Genomic DNA, 15,934 nt, shown 5'->3' on the forward strand with positions numbered 1-15,934 from the left:
GCATAGCATGGTCGCATGCTGACGCAGATTGCATCTGACTCGTCCTCTCCACCAAGCCGTCCGGGCTTTCAAGCCGGGCGGCTTTTTTGTTGCTGATCCATGCCACTGCCTCCCGCACCGACCAAACGCGCCACCCTGCTCTCTCCCGAAGCCTTTGACGCCCCCGCCCGCAGCAAACCGCGTGGGAACCGAAAAACGACCGCGACGCTGGATCAAGTTGCGCACGAGGGCAAGCTGGCCCGCGATCTGATTGAAGACGGCGGCGGCACCCCGACCAGAGCCGCCGCGCCCACCGCCCTGCGCCCCTCCGCCCAGACAGCCGCGACGCCCGCGCACCCGGTACTCTCCGTGGTCAGCGGCGACAAGCCGCGCGCGCGCAAGAGCGGCAAAACCGCTACCGGTCCGAGCAAGCTCTTCGTGCTCGACACCAACGTCCTGCTGCACGACCCCATGTGCCTGTTCCGCTTTGAGGAGCACGACATCTTCCTGCCCATGATCGTGCTGGAGGAACTGGACGGTCACAAGAAAGGCATGACGGAGGTGGCGCGCAACGCCCGTCAGACCAGCCGCACGCTCGACGCCCTTGCGGGCGCCCAGGACGCGGACATTGCCTCCGGCCTCAAGCTCGACAGCACCGGCCACCAGGAAGCCGGTGGCAAGCTGTTCTTCCAGACCCAGCCGCTCAACTACGAATTGCCGACCAGCCTGCCTCAAGGCAAGGCGGACAACCAGATCCTCGGCGTGGTGGAGGCGCTGCGTCAGCTTCACGCGCCGCGTGAAGTGGTGCTGGTGTCCAAGGACATCAATATGCGGGTCAAGGCTCGCGCCCTCAGCCTGGCGACCGACGATTACCAGAATGACAAGGCATTGGACGACGGTGACCTGCTCTACTCCGGCATGCTGGCGCTGCCCCCCGATTTCTGGACCACCGAGGGCCAGAGCGTGGAAAGCTGGCAACAAGGCCAGCATACCTTTTACCGCATCACAGGCCCGCTGGTGCCCAGCCTGCTGATCAATCAGTTCGTCTACTTCGAAGCACCCGGGGAACCCAGTCTGTACGCGCGCGTGGCTGAGATCCGTGGCAAGAGCGCCGTGTTCAAGACGCTGAGGGACTACACCCATCTGAAGAACGCCGTCTGGGGCATCACCACGCGCAACCGCGAGCAAAACTTCGCGATGAACCTGCTCCTGGATCCCGAGGTGGACTTCGTCACGCTCACCGGCACGGCGGGAACCGGCAAGACCTTGATGGCCCTGGCCGCAGGCTTGACCCAGGTACTCGACGACCGACGCTACAGCGAGATCATCGTCACCCGCGCCACCGTCAGCGTGGGCGAGGACATCGGATTCCTGCCCGGAACCGAGGAGGAGAAAATGGGTCCGTGGATGGGCGCGCTGGACGACAACCTGGAAGTGCTGTCCAAGACCGACACGGGCGCGGGGGAATGGGGTCGCGCCGCCACGGCGGACCTGATCCGCAGCCGCATCAAGATCAAGAGCATGAACTTCATGCGCGGGCGCACGTTCATGAACAAATACCTCATCATCGACGAGGCGCAGAACCTGACTCCGAAACAGATGAAGACCCTCATCACCCGGGCAGGACCAGGCACCAAGATCATCTGCATGGGCAACTTGGCACAGATCGACACGCCTTACCTGACCGAGGGCTCCTCGGGCCTGACGTTCGTGGTCGACAAGTTCAAGGACTGGCCCCACAGCGGGCATATCACGCTGGCGCGCGGCGAACGCTCGCGCCTGGCCGATTTCGCGAGCGAAGTGCTCTGAAGGCCTGCCCCTGCGCGCCGGCTCGCGCGCACGCGAAGCCTGCCGTGGTGCCGGATCAGAAGTCTCCGTTGCCGTAGCTGCTGGCCAGGCTTTCGAAACGCGTCAGGTTCTTCAGGAAGGCCAGCTTCACCGTGCCGGTGGGGCCGTTACGCTGCTTGCCGATGATGACTTCGGCCACGCCCGGCTCCTTGCTGTCCTTGTTGTAGTAGTCGTCACGGTAGATGAACATGATGACGTCCGCGTCCTGCTCGATGGCGCCGGACTCGCGCAGATCACTCATCATCGGACGCTTGTCGGTGCGGCTTTCCACCGCGCGCGACAACTGGGACAAAGCGATCACGGGACACTGCAATTCCTTGGCCAGCATCTTGAGTCCGCGCGACATCTCCCCGAGCTCGGTGGCGCGGTTGTCCTCGCTCCCGCCCGAACCGCTCATGATCTGCAGGTAGTCGACGACGATGAGGCCGAGCTTGCCGCATTGGCGCGCCAAGCGGCGGGCACTCGCACGTAGTTCGCTAATGGTCAGGCCGGCCGTCTCGTCGATGTGGAGCGAGATGTTGCGCAGCTTCTCGATGGCTTCCGTCAGGCGCGGCCATTCCTCGTCGGTGAGCTTGCCCGTGCGCAGATGTCCCTGGTCGATGCGGCCGATCGAGCCGACCACGCGCACCGCCAACTGAGCCGCGCCCATTTCCATCGAGAACACAGCCACCGGCAGGCCTTCATGGAGCGCGATGTGCTCGGCCATGTTGATGGCCAGGCTGGTCTTGCCCATGCTGGGACGCGCGGCCAGCACGATCAGGTCGCCCCCTGCAGGCCACTGGTCATGCGGTCCAGGTCGTAGAACCCGGAAGGGACCCCCGTGATGTCGCTGGGGTTGTCGGCCATCTCCTGCACGCGATCCAGCAGTTCCACGACCAGGCTGTCCATGCCGATGAAGCCGCGCTTCATGCGCGAACCTTCCTCGCCAATGTTCAGGATTTTCTGCTCGGACTCATCCAGGATTTCCGCCACCGGGCGGCCCTGGGGATTGAAGGCCGTCGCCGCGATCTCGTCACTGGCAGCCACCAGTTTGCGCAAGATGGCGCGCTCGCGCACGATCTCCGCGTAGCGGCGAATGTTGCCCGCGCTCGGCACGTACTGGGCCAAGGCGTTCAGATAGGCCAAACCACCCGTCTCCTCCGCCTTGCCCTGGCCTTGCAGGTGGTCGAAGACCGTGATCACGTCGGCAGGGCGGCTGGCATTGATCAAGCCTGCCATGGCCGCATAGATCAGTCGGTGCTCGTAGCGGTAAAAGTCCCCTTCGTTCAGCAGGTCCCCCACGCGGTCCCAGGCCGCGTTGTCCAGCAACAAGCCACCCAGCACGCTGGACTCGGCCTCGATGCTGTGCGGAGGCACACGCAAAACCGCGACTTGCCGGTCAGGCGCGGGCAGATCGTCATTCACGGAGGTCAGGACGGCGGACATGGGTGGTGTGATTCCAGAGCGGAGACATGCTACGCAGTGCACGCTCGCAGGTCAAAACAAGCGGTGCATAGCCCTGTTGACACCTCTGTGGATAAGAGGTGCTTATCCCGGGAAAACCACGGGATGGGAAATAAAAAAAACCGCCCGACCCTCGCGGGTCGAACGGCTTGGCGGCTCGGCCTGCAAGGCCAGCCGGCTGGTCGGTGGTCAGGCGGTCTCGCCGTAGACGGATACGTTGATTTCCACCACCACGTCGGTGTGCAGCGCCACGCTCACCGTGCTGTCGCCCACGGTCTTGATCGGGCCGGCGGGCATGCGCACTTGGGCCTTGCTGACCGCGTAACCCTGTTTGCCCAGCTCTTCGGAGATGTCGTGATTGGTGACGGAGCCGAACAGGCGACCGTCCACGCCGGCCTTTTGCGTCAGCTTGATGGTCGTGCCGGCCAGCTTCTCGCCCAGGGTCTGGGATTCGGTCAGCTTGGCGGCGGCGGCCTTCTCCAGCTCGGCGCGACGGGCTTCGAAGTCTCGCTTGGCGGCTTCGGTAGCGCGACGGGCACGGCCAGCGGGAATCAGGAAATTGCGGGCGTAGCCGTCCTTGACCTTGACGATCTCACCGAGATTGCCGAGATTGACGACCTTGTCGAGCAGAATGATTTGCATGTTCTTACTCCTCAGATCTTGTGCTGGTCGGTATAGGGCAGCAGCGCCAGGAAGCGGGAGCGCTTGATGGCCGTGTTCAGCTGCCGTTGGTAGATCGCGCGGGTGCCGGTCAGGCGCGCCGGAATGATCTTGCCGTTTTCGCCGATGAAGTCACGCAGTGTGTCGATGTCTTTGTAGTCGATTTCCTCGACGCCAGCGACGGTGAAGCGGCAGAAGCGCTTGCGCTTGAACAGCAGCGATTGGGTGTTGCGCTTCGGACGCTTGTCCTTGTTGAATTTCTTGAACGTGGCCATGATGGGCACTTCCTGTTGAATCGGTTGATGGATCTGAATGGAACGGATGCTCGCGGCATGCTCAGGCGCCGAACTCCTGAATGTGAAACACCAGACTCTTGCCCTGCCTCGGGGAAGCCAGGAAGCCTTGAAACTTCCACCGGCTACCGATGGCCTGCTGGGCCAGACGCTCTGCCAGAACACCAAAGGCCACGGCCTTGACGCTGGCGGCCACCACCCGATCCTGACCTGCCTCCTGCGCGCGGCTCTCGTGTTCGAGCCGCAGGTCCAGGGCGGGTACACCGGCCGGGGTGTAGCGCAGAGCGGCAAGCTCCGCGATCACGGCGGCCAGGGACAGATGGTTGGCGTTGTCGGGGTTCACTCCAGAAAAATCGCGCCCGGGGGCGGGAATCAGGCCTGCGTTTCAGCAGCTTGCTGAACCTTGCGGGCTTCTTCGCGCTCGACCGCCTTCATCATGGCGGACGGCCCGGTATCGGCCTTCTTCTTGACCACCGTCAGGTGGCGCAGCACGGCATCGCTGAACTTGAAGGCGTGCTCCAGCTCTTCCATCACGGCGCGATCAGCCTCGATGTTCAGGCACAGGTAGTGGGCCTTGGCCAGCTTGTTGATCAGGTAGGTCATCTGGCGACGACCCCAGTCTTCCACGCGGTGGATCTTGCCGCCGCCGGTGGTGACCATGCCCTTGTAGCGCTCGAGCATGGCGGGGACCTGCTCGCTCTGATCCGGGTGGATCATGAGGATGATTTCATAGTGACGCATGTAGACTCCTTGTGGATACGCCACCGTGCGGGGCAAGTACCTGAGTCCGGTGCCCCGGCACGAAGACCTGGACAAGAACACAAGCACGAGGCCACGCATGCGGCGCTGGGTTGCAGCCGCCCCCGGCGTCAAGACGGGGTGCGGCAAGGGGAAAGCCCGCGATTATAGCCCAAGCCGATGAATTCAAGGCCAGGCGCGCGCCACATCGGCCCATCAGCGGGACTGCACCACCACACCAGGGGCCCTTCCTGTGCCGCATAAAAAAAGCCCGATCCCCTTGCGGGACCGGGCGTCGGGAGCACACCGGAAGCCCGGCGCGTCATCCCGCGTTGCCAACTCAAACGCGCCCGAGTTCCGGGTAGCGCACGTGTTCCACCAAGTCCTGTGTCTCTTGCTTGGGCGCGCCCGTGAGCAGGCTCACGATGATGATCACCGCGATGCCCACCGGCACGCCGAACAGGCCGGCCGAGATCGGCTGGATGCCCCACCACAGTTCCACCGGGCTGGTCACGCCAAACACGCTGCGCAACCAGGGTTGGGTGGTCGCCATGTAGTAGAAGGTGGTGCCCAGGCCGGCGATCATGCCCAGCGAGGCCCCCCACTTGTTGGCGCGCTTCCAGAAGATCCCGAGCACCAGGGCTGGGAAGAAGGCCGCCGCCGCGAAGGAGAAGGCCGCCGACACCAGGAACAGGATGTCCGCCGGCTTCTGCGCGGCCACGTAGGCGGCGCAGAGCGCGACCACCAGCAGCAGGACCTTGGAGATCGTGACCCGTCGTGTCGTCGAGGCGTTGGGGTCGATCATCTTGTAGTACAGGTCATGCGACAGGGCGTTGGCAATCGTCAGCAACAGGCCGTCCGCCGTCGACAACGCCGCAGCCAGGCCACCTGCGGCCACCATGCCGGAAATCACGTAAGGCAGGCCACCGATGGCGGGCGCGGCCAGCACGATGATGTCGCCGCCGATGCGCATCTCACCCAGTTGGAAGATGCCGTCCTTGTTCACATCGACCACTGAAAGCAGCGAGGGATCCACCGCCGTCCAGGCCGCGATCCAGTCTGGCAACTGATTGAACGGCGTGCCCACCAGCACAGTGAAGACCTCGTACTTGACCATCACCGCCAAGGCCGGCGCCGTGAAGTAGAGCAGGAAGATGAAGAACAACGACCACGCCACGGACTTGCGCGCGTCCCGCACCGAGGGCACGGTGTAGTAGCGCATCAGGATGTGCGGCAGCGCGGCCGTGCCCACCATCAGGCAGAAGATCAGCGCGAGGAAGTTGCGCCGCGAGTTGTCGAAGGCCTCCTTCTCGGCAGGCGTGCCATCCGGGTTGCCACTGTAGATCTGTGCATGCCGGGGCATGCCCGCCAGGGGCTTGGCGCGCGCGAGGTTGGCGTTGCGCGCCGCGGTCCAGGCCTTGATGGCCTCCGCCTCGGTCTGGGGCACGGCGGCCAGGGCCTTCTCCGCCCCGGCAATCTCCGCGGCCGGTGCGTTCGCGGCTTTCAGGTCCGCAACCTTGGTCTCGGCCGCCGCGCGGTCCGCGGCCAGGGCCGCCGGGACGTCCTTGAGCTTGGCGTCCAGCGCGTCGGCGTTGGCCTTGAAGATAGCGATGACTTCCTGTTCCTTCGGATCATTGATCAGTTTGGTTTCGGCCTCGGTGACCTTCTGCAACTGATACCCATAAACCACCTGAGGCACCGGCACGCTGGTCTGCTTCACGCTCAGCCAGACCACCGGAATCATGTAGGCGATGATCAGGATGATGTATTGCGCCACCTGGGTCCAGGTCACGGCACGCATGCCGCCGAGGAAGGAACAGACCAGAATGCCGCCCAGGCCCACGAAGATCCCGATCTCGAAAGCCAGGCCCGACAGGCGCGAGGTGATCAGCCCCACGCCATAGATCTGTGCCACCACGTAGGTGAAGGAGCAGAGGATGGCGGCCAGGATGCCGATGAAGCGCGGCAGATTGCCTTCGTAGCGCGCACCGAGAAAGTCAGGAATCGTGAACTGACCGAATTTGCGCAGGTAGGGCGCCAGGAACAGCGCCACCAGGCAATAGCCACCGGTCCAGCCCATGATGAAGGCCAGGTAGCCATAGCCCCCCAGGTACAGCCCCCCAGCCATGCCGATGAAGGACGCCGCGCTCATCCAGTCGGCGCCGGTGGCCATGCCGTTGTAGATGGCCGGCACGCGACGGCCAGCGACGTAGTACTCGGTCGCGTCGGTCGTGCGGCTCATGATGCCGATGCCAGCGTAGAGCGCGACGGTGGCGAACAGGAAGATGAAACCGATCCAGTTACGCGGCAGGCCCATCTGCTCCAGGATGGCCAGAACCACCACGAATGCGATGAAGCCGCCGGTGTACCAGCCATAGACCTTGTTCAGTTGCTGCGTGAACGCCGAGGTCTCGGCCGCGCTTGCTTTGCCACTTGAAGATGCACCAAAAATGCCAGCCATGTCATTCCTCCTCGGCGACACCGTGCTCGGCATCGAGTTTTTCCATGTATCTGGCGTAGTACCAGATGATCAGGCAATACACGACCAACGCCCCCTGCGCGCCCACCCACCAGCTGAAGGGCCAGCCGAAAAAGGTGAAGTTCAGGTCACGGGCGAAGTACCCGATCACGTAAGTCACGAAGAACCATATCGCCAACAGGATGGCGGTGATCCTGAGGTTCTTTCGCCAGTACTGGCGATGGGCATCGGTCAACTGCATGCTGATCTACCTCCAAAAAGCCCTTGCGGGCAAGTTGCTTGGGATGCTGCAACCGCCACCTGTGTCTCCTCGTGGCCTGCAAACCTGGTTGCGACTCTTCGTTCTCGGTGCTGTCGCGCGAGGCGGGCAACACCATCTGGGCAGGAAGCCGCCTTGGCGCGAATGGCGAATCAGAAGGACGGCGACGCGCGCAGTCCGGTTTCGCGCTCGAGCTGGGCCGCGACCTTGGGTTCGAACCCGCGCAGATGGCGAATGATCTTCACCGCCTCCTCGGGTTCGTGCCGGTCCACATGAACCCGCGCCAGCTGGTACCAGCCGAACGGACTCATGGGTTGCAGTTCCGTGTTTTTCTTCAGGGCCGCGACCGCCTCGTCATAGCGGTGTGCCTGGATGAACACCCGTGCCAAGCCGTACCAGGCGCGGTCCATCCGGGGGTCGAGTTCCAGCGAGCGGCGCCAAGCCTGTTCCGCGCGCTCGGACTGACCGGACTCCTCCAGCAAGTAGCCGAAGTTGAACCAGTCGGCGGCCAGCAAGTCCTGCGCCGTCTCCATCAGGCGTTCCTGCGCATGCAAGGCTTCCGCGCGACGGCCCTGCAGAGCCAAGACGTGGGCCTGGCTGGCCAGGGCGTAGCGGTCACCGGGCCGCAGCGCGAGCATGGCAGCGAAGCAGAGCAGCGCCGCTTCACGGCGGTTGAAGACCAACAAGGCCATGGCTTGCCACTTGAGAAATGAGTAGCGCAGGGAGGTGATCATTTGCACAGCTCCACGCCAATACGCAGGCAGGTCTGGATGCGGTAGAGGGTGACGGCCACCCAGACGAAGAACAGCAGCAGAAAGGCCACGAGGGGCACATGCTGGTCCAGCACCAGGCGCGGCGTGATGAAGCGCGCCACGCGCACGAAGGGCCGGCCGATGACGGCGAGCACCTGGTAGAAAAAGTTCTGATGCCTGCGCGCGCCTGCCAGCAGGCCCAGAATCCACTGGCCCAGCAGGGCCAGAAGCGCGATTTCGGCGATCAGCTTGATGTAAAGAGAGGCTGTCAGCATGGCGTCAGGAATTTCTCGGGAATGAGGATTCGTGCGCAAGTTCTGTCAACAGCCTGTTATTTCCTTTTAATCGCTGTGGATTTACTTACTCTACGCTGACTATCGTCGCGGGAATCAACGGTTTATGCCAGCCGGGGTTTTCCTATGAAAGGGTATTCCCGGAAATGGCTGCTGCTTGCCGGCGCGTCGCAAGCAATAAAAAGCCACGCCTCAGCAGCGTGGCTTTCCTCAGGGTCCGACCAATTTCAGCTGGCCAGCTTCTGCCAGGTCTCGACCACCGAATCAGGATTGAGAGAAATGGACGTGATGCCCTTTTCCATCAGCCACTTGGCGAAGTCAGGATGATCGCTGGGGCCCTGGCCACAGATGCCGACGTACTTGTTCTGCTTGCGGCAGGCCACGATAGCGCGTTCCACCATGAACTTCACGGCGGCGTCACGTTCGTCGAAATCGACCGCCAGCAGCTCCATGCCAGAGTCACGGTCCAGGCCCAAGGTGAGCTGGGTCATGTCATTCGAACCGATGGAGAAACCGTCGAAGTGCTCGAGGAACTCATCGGCCAGGATGGCGTTGGAAGGCACCTCGCACATCATCACGACCTTGAGGCCGTTCTCGCCGCGCTTGAGCCCGTTCTTCGCCATCAGGTCGATCACTTTTTTCGCCTGGCCGACCGTGCGCACGAAAGGCACCATCAACTCGACATTGGTGAGGCCCATGTCATCACGCACGCGCTTCATGGCCGCGCACTCCATCGCAAAGGACTCGGCGAAGTCCTCGCTGATGTAGCGCGAGGCACCGCGGAAACCCAGCATGGGGTTTTCTTCCTCGGGCTCGTAGCGGCTGCCACCGATGAGCTTGCGGTACTCGTTGCTCTTGAAATCGGACAGGCGCACGATGACCTGCTTCGGGTAGAAGGCTGCGGCGATCGTGGCCACGCCCTCGGCCAGCTTGTCCACGTAAAAAGCACGCGGCGAGGCGTGGCCGCGGGCCACGGACTCAACGGCCTTCTTGAGGTCGCCATCCACATTCGGATAGTCGAGGATGGCCTGCGGGTGCACGCCAATATTGGTGTTGATGATGAACTCCAGACGCGCCAGGCCCACGCCCGCGTTCGGGATCTGCGAGAACTCGAAGGCCAGCGAGGGCGTGCCGACGATCATCGTCATCTTCACCGGAATGCTGGGCATCTCGCCACGCTTGACCTCGGTGATCTCGGTGTCCAGCAGGCCATCGTAGATGTACCCGGTATCACCCTCGGAGCAGGCCACCGTCACCAGTGTGCCGTCGCTCACCTTCTCCGTCCCGTCGCCCGTGCCCACGACCGCCGGAATGCCCAGCTCGCGCGCGATGATCGCCGCGTGGCAAGTGCGGCCACCACGGTTGGTCACGATGGCGCTGGCGCGCTTCATCACCGGCTCCCAGTTCGGGTCGGTCATGTCCGTGACCAGCACGTCGCCCGGCTGCACCTTGTCCATTTCGGCGGACGACTGGACGATGCGCACCGGGCCCGTGCCGATCTTCTGGCCAATGGCGCGGCCTTCGGCCAGCACCGTGCTCTTCTTGGCCTGGTCGCCCTTGAGCTTGTAGCGCTGCTCGACCTTGCCCTCGGACTGGCTTTTCACCGTCTCAGGGCGGGCCTGCAGGATGTAGAGCTGGCCGTCGGTGCCGTCCTTGCCCCACTCGATGTCCATGGGACGGCCATAGTGTTCCTCGATGATCAAGGCGTACTTGGCCAATTGCTCCACCTCGGCGTCGGTGAGCGAGTAGCGGTTGCGCTGCTCGGTCGGCACATCGATGGTCTGGACCAGCTTGCCCGTGGCCTTCTTTTCCTCGGGGGTCGAGAACACCATCTGGATCAGCTTGGAGCCAAGATTGCGGCGGACCACGGACTTCTTGCCGGCCTTCAGCGTGGGCTTGAAGACGTAGTACTCGTCAGGATTCACGGCGCCCTGCACCACCGTCTCGCCCAGACCGTAGCTGGAAGTGATGAACACCACGTCCTTGAAGCCGGACTCGGTGTCGATGGTGAACATCACGCCAGCCGCGCCCTGGTCGGAGCGCACCATGCGCTGCACGCCGGCGGAGAGGGCCACCACGTCATGGGCGAAGCCCTTGTGCACGCGGTAGCTGATGGCGCGGTCGTTGTAGAGGGAGGCGAACACCTCCTTCATTTTGTGCAGCACCTCGTCGATGCCCGTCACGTTCAGGAAGGTTTCCTGCTGACCCGCGAAGGAGGCGTCGGGCAAGTCCTCGGCAGTGGCAGAGGACCGCACGGCGAAGGAGGCCTTGGGATTGCCCGCGGACAGCTTGGCGAATTCGTCGCGGATGGATTTTTCAAGGTCGGCCGGAAAGGGCTGGGCCTCGACCATGGCGCGGATCTCGGCGCCCGTGGCGGCCAACGCGCGAACGTCTTCCACGTCCAGGGCCTTGAGCTTGACGCTGATTTTGTCGGCCAGACCGGCGTGCGCCAGGAACTGGCGGAAGGCGTGGGCGGTGGTCGCGAAGCCGGTGGGCACACGCACGCCCTGCGGCAGTTGGGAAATCATTTCGCCGAGGCTGGCGTTCTTGCCGCCCACGACCTCGACGTCGCTCATCCTCAGGTTTTCAAACGGTACGACCAGGGCGGTCGGGTTGAAACGTTCAGACATGTTGGAATACTCCAGAGTTTAAAAACCGGGGCATGTCCGCAGACGGTCGGCGTTCCGAAGGCCTTTGTATTTCTTCGAATCGGGCAGGAACTTGGAGCGGGGGACATGTGGAAGAATTCAGGGCAGCCGTTCAAGACCGCCCTCCATTCTAAGGGAGCCGGCCAGGCGCCCCGCCCTCCCCAGCGTATCCCTTCCCCCTCACCATGCCCAATCGCACCGTTTTCTTCATCTCCGATGGCACCGGCATCACCGCCGAAACCTTCGGCAACGCCGTGCTGGCCCAGTTCGAGGCCCAGTTCCGCCATGTGCGCCTGCCCTTTGTGGACAACGCCGAGAAAGCCCACCAGGCCGTGCGCCAGATCCGGCATACCGCCGAGGTCGAGGGCAAGAAGCCCATCGTCTTCACCACCCTGGTCAACGAGGAGGTGCGCACCATCATCGCGGGCGCCTGCACGGAGGCCCCACAGGGCATGATGCTGGACATGTTCGGCGCCTTCGTCCACCCGCTGGAACAGGAGCTGGGCCTCACGTCCAACCACCGCATCGGGCGCTTCTCCGACATCAGCAAGAGCCAGGCCTACAACGACCGCATCGAGGCGATCAACTACAGCCTGGAGCACGATGACGGGCAATCCAACAACAACCTGTCCAGCGCGGACGTGATCCTCGTAGGGGTCTCGCGCAGCGGCAAGACGCCGACCTCGCTCTACCTTGCCATGCAGTACGGACTGAAGGTCGGCAACTACCCGCTGATCCCCGAGGACTTCGACCGCCAGCAACTGCCCCCCGCGCTGACACCCAACAAAAAGAAACTCTTTGGCTTGACCATTGAGCCCACGCGCCTGGCCCAGATCCGCAACGAACGCCGCCCCAATTCCAAGTACGCCAGCCTGGAAAACTGCCGCTACGAAGTCGCCGCCGCCGAATCCATGATGCGCCGCACCGGCATCCGTTGGCTGTCGACCACGACCAAGAGCATCGAGGAAATCGCCACCACCATCCTGCAGGAAGTCAAGCCGGAGCGGCTGGCCTACTGAACAGGAACAAGCGCACGGGCCACTGCGCACGGCTTCGGGCCGGTGTGGGCATCGCACGCCAGGTCAATCAGCACTTGTTAAGAATAATTCTTATTCATATAATGTGCACCGGTGACCCTGCATCAAAGCGGTGGTCGGTTTTCATGCCGGCCTCCAGGATTCGTGCCATGCTCATTCTTCGCTTGTTGTCGTGTCATTTGCGTTTCGCCCTGCCACCTCCACCCTCCCGCGCCTGTCCGTGAACCCTGGTCTCCGAGCCCCCGCCATGCCCGCTGAAGGCACCGATGCGCGTCGTGCGGTCCGTGTCGGTGCGGGCCATCCTCGTCGCCGGATGCCGGGCGTACCCGCGCGGGCCTTGGGCTGGGCGCGCAGCCTGCCGTCACGCATCGCGACCAAGTGGCCCGCGATCCGTCACGCCCTGCTGGCATTCCTGCGCGACCGGCGTTTCCATGCGGCCGTGCTGGTCGCCCTGGCGCATGCAGGCGCTATCTGGTTGGTCCAGCGAGAGGGGTCCTCACCAGGCTCGACCGAAACCCTGGTCACCGGAGAGCTGCTGAGCGAGATCATCGCCCCCCCCACGCCGACCGTGGCGCCCCAGCCGCAATCCGCGCCCAAACCTCGACCCAACACGCCCCAGCCGCCTAAACAGGCGCAACCCACGCCACCGCTGCAAGACGCACCGTCCGAACGGGTCCAGGAAACACCCCAACCCGAGGCCCCGCAAACCGAGGCCACACCGATTGAAACTCCGGTGGTGGCGCAGCAATCCGCCGCGCCGCCCCCACCACAGCGCACCGAGCAACCTTCGGTCGATGCCAGTTACCTCTACAACAAACATCCGAGTTATCCCGACATCAGCCGACGGCTGAACGAGCAAGGTCAGGTCATCGTGCGTGTGCTCGTCGGCACAAAGGGCGAAGTGCTGCGCGCCGAGCTCGGCAAGTCCAGTGGTTACGTCCGACTGGACCGCACCGCCGTATCCGCCGTGCGCAGTTGGCGCTTCCTGCCCGGCCAACGGGACGGCCAGGCCGAAGCCATGTGGTTCAACGTACCGGTCAATTTCGTGCTTCAGCAATAAGGCGCGATCGGCTCACATTTTCATCTGGAGTTTTGTCTATGGATTCGCAATTCGGTCTGTCCCACGTCTGGTCCCAGGGCGACTGGATCACGCGCAGCGTGGCCCTGCTGCTGCTGGGCATGTCCGTCGCCTCCTGGGCGGTGATCGTGCTCAAGGCGCTGGACCTGATGCGCTGCCGCAAGCAAGCCGCGTTGACCGAGGACTTCTGGCGCAGCGCCGACCTGGCCGAGGGCCTGAATCGCCTGAACCTGCCCAAGGACAAGCACCCTCAGGACAATTTCTTCCGCGCCCTGGCCGAGGAAGGCCGCGAGGCCGCGTTGCACCACCGCAATGCCAAGGCGCAATTGCATGACAGCCTGGACGTGAGCGACTGGGTCACGCGCAGCCTGCGCAATAGCATCGACAACGCCACTGCCAAGCTGCAGGGCGGTCTGGCCGTGCTGGCCACCGTGGGCTCCACCTCGCCCTTTATTGGCCTGTTCGGCACGGTCTGGGGCATCTACCACGCCCTGCTCTCCATTGGCGCCTCGGGCCAGGCCAGCATCGACCAGGTGGCCGGCCCCATCGGGGAAGCGTTGATCATGACGGCCTTCGGCCTGGCCGTGGCCATTCCCGCCGTGCTGGGCAACAACGCCCTGGTGCGCGGCAACAAGGCCGTGCTGGGTCAGCTCAACAGCTTCGCTCACGACTTGCACGCCTACTTCGTGACCGGCGCGCGCGTGCACAGCAACGCGAAGCAGAAAGTCGTCTCCATGAAAAAGGCCTGAACGCGGCCCTCGCACTCCGCACCTGAATTGTCACCACCATGTCCTTTTCCAGTTCCAATGACAGCGACGACGTGATGGGCGAGATCAACATGACGCCCCTGGTGGACGTCATGCTGGTGCTGCTCATCGTCTTCATCATCACCGTACCGGTGATGAATCATTCCATCCAGGTCAGCCTGCCGCAGGCCAGCAGCCAACGCGAGGAGATCAAGCCCGAGACCCTGCGTCTGGCCGTGGATGCGGCGGGTGAATACAACCTCAACGGCAGCCCCGTCACGGCGGCCGAACTGCCAGGCGTGCTGCAGGCCGAAGCCCAGCGTGATCCGGTGCCTGAACTCCACATCAGTGGCGACAAGGCCGTGCGTTACGAGCACGTGGCCAAGGCCATGGCCATCGCGCAGCAGGCGGGGCTGAAGAAAATCGGCTTCGTGACGGAACCGGTCAAGTAAGCGCCGGCCGTTCACCCACCCCGGGAATCACGCCGCACCATACAACCAGGGCTGGTCCATCAACCTAGCGCCCAGCAGGCGCAGTCCCGTGTCGCGCGCCCAGGCGGCGGGGCCGCGCAGGTGGTAGAGGCGTCCATTGCGAGCGGCACGTGCCTGCACACTGGCATTGCGCTGCCAGCGGTTGAGCGCGTAGCGCTGCAGCAGCAAGGGCGTGTCGATCAGAGCGCCGAGCTCACGCGCCTGACCCAGCAGACGGCCCAGTTCGTCGGCATCTTCGATGGCCATGCCCGCGCCCTGGGCCAGGTAGGGCCGCATGGGGTGGGCTGCGTCGCCCAGCAGGGCCACGCGGCCTTGCGCCATCTGCGCCGCATCCTGCACCGGCGGACGGTCGTTCAAGGCCCACAGGCGCCAGGCGGGCACCGCCGCCACCAGTTCGCGCAAGGGCGCACAAGTCCCGGCCAAACAGGCCTTCAGGTCAGCGGCGTTCGCCGCGTTGTCCCACTGCGCCGGGTCCGCAGGCGCCGGACCTTCGACGAGGGCCACGACATTGAGCCAGTCACCCCCACGCACCGGGTACACGACCACATGCAGGCCCGGCCCCAGCCAGACCGTGACGCAGTGGCTGCGCAACGTGGCCGGCAGTGCGGCCTGCCGGACCAGGGCACGGTAGGCCAGGTGGCCAGTGGCGCTTGGCGGTCCGTCGCCGAGCAACTGCGCGCGCACCCGACTCCAGAGACCATCGGCGCCGATCAGCAGATCCCCCTCCACTTCCAGTCCGTCGTCGAGGCGCACGCGCACGGCCTCCTCCGAGGCCTCGTACGCCTCCAGCGTACGGCCGCGATACAGCCACAGGCTGTCCGCCTGCTCACGCCGCAGCGCATCGAGCAATAGCGTGTGCAGGTCGGCACGGTGGATGCTGAAGTAAGGCGCGCCGTAGCGCTGTGGAAAATCTGCCAGCGGCAGGTTGGCCAGCATCACACCATCCGTCGCACGCCGGGCCTGCACGCGGTCCGGGCGGGCGACCACCTCGGCCAGGGTCGCCTCCAGTCCCCAGTCCCGCAACACGCGCACCACGTTCGGTCCAAGCTGGATGCCGGCGCCAATCTCAGTGAACTCCGGCGCGCGCTCATACAGGCGCACGCGGCAGCCTGCGCGGCGGCAGGCCAGCGCGGTGGCCAAGCCGCCAATGCCGCCGCCCGCGATCAGGACTTCAGGCAACATAAGCCGCT

The 15,934-nt window shown here is 64.1% G+C and carries 15 protein-coding genes and 1 pseudogene; 5 read left to right on the plus strand and 11 right to left on the minus strand.

What is annotated here, in order from left to right:
- Nucleotides 1–99: 99 nt before the first annotated feature.
- Nucleotides 100–1,788, plus strand: coding sequence for a PhoH family protein (locus tag DW355_RS14435; protein ID WP_131281040.1), 1,689 nt, complete (start codon nucleotides 100–102; stop codon nucleotides 1,786–1,788).
- Nucleotides 1,789–1,843: 55 nt separating this feature from the next.
- Here DW355_RS14435 and dnaB read toward each other — a convergent pair.
- From dnaB to ppsA, 10 genes and pseudogenes are all read right to left on the minus strand, one after another.
- Nucleotides 1,844–3,252: pseudogene (dnaB, locus tag DW355_RS14440) on the minus strand (replicative DNA helicase).
- A gap of 207 nt (nucleotides 3,253–3,459) precedes the next feature.
- Complete coding sequence (rplI, locus tag DW355_RS14445; RefSeq protein ID WP_131281042.1) at nucleotides 3,460–3,912, minus strand: 50S ribosomal protein L9; 453 nt, start codon at nucleotides 3,910–3,912, stop codon at nucleotides 3,460–3,462.
- 11 nt (nucleotides 3,913–3,923) lie between these two features.
- Nucleotides 3,924–4,205 (minus strand): 30S ribosomal protein S18, encoded by a 282-nt coding sequence (rpsR, locus tag DW355_RS14450; RefSeq protein ID WP_131281044.1) that lies wholly within the window; start codon nucleotides 4,203–4,205, stop codon nucleotides 3,924–3,926.
- Nucleotides 4,206–4,266: 61 nt separating this feature from the next.
- The gene (gene priB, locus DW355_RS14455; protein WP_131281046.1) at nucleotides 4,267–4,566 is read right to left on the minus strand and encodes a primosomal replication protein N; all 300 of its coding nucleotides are present in this window, start codon (nucleotides 4,564–4,566) and stop codon (nucleotides 4,267–4,269) included.
- 29 nt (nucleotides 4,567–4,595) lie between these two features.
- Nucleotides 4,596–4,964 (minus strand): 30S ribosomal protein S6, encoded by a 369-nt coding sequence (gene rpsF, locus DW355_RS14460; protein ID WP_131281048.1) that lies wholly within the window; start codon nucleotides 4,962–4,964, stop codon nucleotides 4,596–4,598.
- A gap of 337 nt (nucleotides 4,965–5,301) precedes the next feature.
- Entirely contained in the window at nucleotides 5,302–7,422 is a 2,121-nt protein-coding gene (locus DW355_RS14465; RefSeq protein ID WP_131281050.1) for a sodium:solute symporter family protein, read from the minus strand.
- Between the two features lies 1 nt (nucleotide 7,423).
- Nucleotides 7,424–7,681: a DUF4212 domain-containing protein gene (locus tag DW355_RS14470; protein WP_131281052.1), complete on the minus strand. Its 258-nt coding sequence runs from the start codon at nucleotides 7,679–7,681 to the stop codon at nucleotides 7,424–7,426.
- Between the two features lie 170 nt (nucleotides 7,682–7,851).
- A complete protein-coding gene (locus DW355_RS14475) occupies nucleotides 7,852–8,433 on the minus strand; it encodes a CDC27 family protein (protein WP_131281054.1) in 582 nt (193 codons plus the stop codon).
- On the minus strand, nucleotides 8,430–8,726 hold the full coding sequence (locus DW355_RS14480; RefSeq protein ID WP_131281056.1) for a hypothetical protein: 297 nt from the start codon (nucleotides 8,724–8,726) through the stop codon (nucleotides 8,430–8,432). Before DW355_RS14480 ends, DW355_RS14475 begins: the two co-directional genes overlap by 4 nt.
- Before the next feature lie 245 nt (nucleotides 8,727–8,971).
- Complete coding sequence (ppsA, locus tag DW355_RS14485; protein ID WP_131281058.1) at nucleotides 8,972–11,374, minus strand: phosphoenolpyruvate synthase; 2,403 nt, start codon at nucleotides 11,372–11,374, stop codon at nucleotides 8,972–8,974.
- A 203-nt stretch (nucleotides 11,375–11,577) separates the two neighbouring features.
- Here ppsA and ppsR point away from each other — a divergent pair, with 203 nt between their 5' ends.
- The 4 genes from ppsR (at nucleotide 11,578) to DW355_RS14505 (ending at nucleotide 14,705) form a co-directional block, all read left to right on the plus strand.
- A complete protein-coding gene (gene ppsR, locus DW355_RS14490; protein WP_131281060.1) occupies nucleotides 11,578–12,411 on the plus strand; it encodes a posphoenolpyruvate synthetase regulatory kinase/phosphorylase PpsR in 834 nt (277 codons plus the stop codon).
- 265 nt (nucleotides 12,412–12,676) lie between these two features.
- Nucleotides 12,677–13,489: an energy transducer TonB gene (locus DW355_RS14495; protein WP_131281062.1), complete on the plus strand. Its 813-nt coding sequence runs from the start codon at nucleotides 12,677–12,679 to the stop codon at nucleotides 13,487–13,489.
- 38 nt (nucleotides 13,490–13,527) lie between these two features.
- Nucleotides 13,528–14,256: a MotA/TolQ/ExbB proton channel family protein gene (locus DW355_RS14500; protein WP_131281064.1), complete on the plus strand. Its 729-nt coding sequence runs from the start codon at nucleotides 13,528–13,530 to the stop codon at nucleotides 14,254–14,256.
- Nucleotides 14,257–14,294: 38 nt separating this feature from the next.
- A complete protein-coding gene (locus tag DW355_RS14505; RefSeq protein WP_131281066.1) occupies nucleotides 14,295–14,705 on the plus strand; it encodes an ExbD/TolR family protein in 411 nt (136 codons plus the stop codon).
- Nucleotides 14,706–14,732: 27 nt separating this feature from the next.
- Here DW355_RS14505 and DW355_RS14510 read toward each other — a convergent pair whose 3' ends face one another.
- On the minus strand, nucleotides 14,733–15,926 hold the full coding sequence (locus tag DW355_RS14510) for an FAD-dependent monooxygenase (protein WP_131281068.1): 1,194 nt from the start codon (nucleotides 15,924–15,926) through the stop codon (nucleotides 14,733–14,735).
- Between the last annotated feature and the right edge of the window lie 8 nt (nucleotides 15,927–15,934).

Source organism: Hylemonella gracilis, assembly GCF_004328645.1.
Taxonomy (GTDB): Bacteria; Pseudomonadota; Gammaproteobacteria; order Burkholderiales; family Burkholderiaceae_C; genus Hylemonella; species Hylemonella gracilis_B.

Coding starts and splice junctions, on each gene's coding strand:
- DW355_RS14435 (WP_131281040.1), top strand. CDS start 100: ATGCCACTGCCTCCCGCACCGACCAAACGCGCCACCCTGCTCTCTCCC.
- rplI (WP_131281042.1), bottom strand. CDS start 3,912: ATGCAAATCATTCTGCTCGACAAGGTCGTCAATCTCGGCAATCTCGGT.
- rpsR (WP_131281044.1), bottom strand. CDS start 4,205: ATGGCCACGTTCAAGAAATTCAACAAGGACAAGCGTCCGAAGCGCAAC.
- rpsF (WP_131281048.1), bottom strand. CDS start 4,964: ATGCGTCACTATGAAATCATCCTCATGATCCACCCGGATCAGAGCGAG.
- DW355_RS14465 (WP_131281050.1), bottom strand. CDS start 7,422: ATGGCTGGCATTTTTGGTGCATCTTCAAGTGGCAAAGCAAGCGCGGCC.
- DW355_RS14470 (WP_131281052.1), bottom strand. CDS start 7,681: ATGCAGTTGACCGATGCCCATCGCCAGTACTGGCGAAAGAACCTCAGG.
- DW355_RS14475 (WP_131281054.1), bottom strand. CDS start 8,433: ATGATCACCTCCCTGCGCTACTCATTTCTCAAGTGGCAAGCCATGGCC.
- DW355_RS14480 (WP_131281056.1), bottom strand. CDS start 8,726: ATGCTGACAGCCTCTCTTTACATCAAGCTGATCGCCGAAATCGCGCTT.
- ppsA (WP_131281058.1), bottom strand. CDS start 11,374: ATGTCTGAACGTTTCAACCCGACCGCCCTGGTCGTACCGTTTGAAAAC.
- ppsR (WP_131281060.1), top strand. CDS start 11,578: ATGCCCAATCGCACCGTTTTCTTCATCTCCGATGGCACCGGCATCACC.
- DW355_RS14495 (WP_131281062.1), top strand. CDS start 12,677: ATGCCCGCTGAAGGCACCGATGCGCGTCGTGCGGTCCGTGTCGGTGCG.
- DW355_RS14500 (WP_131281064.1), top strand. CDS start 13,528: ATGGATTCGCAATTCGGTCTGTCCCACGTCTGGTCCCAGGGCGACTGG.
- DW355_RS14505 (WP_131281066.1), top strand. CDS start 14,295: ATGTCCTTTTCCAGTTCCAATGACAGCGACGACGTGATGGGCGAGATC.
- DW355_RS14510 (WP_131281068.1), bottom strand. CDS start 15,926: ATGTTGCCTGAAGTCCTGATCGCGGGCGGCGGCATTGGCGGCTTGGCC.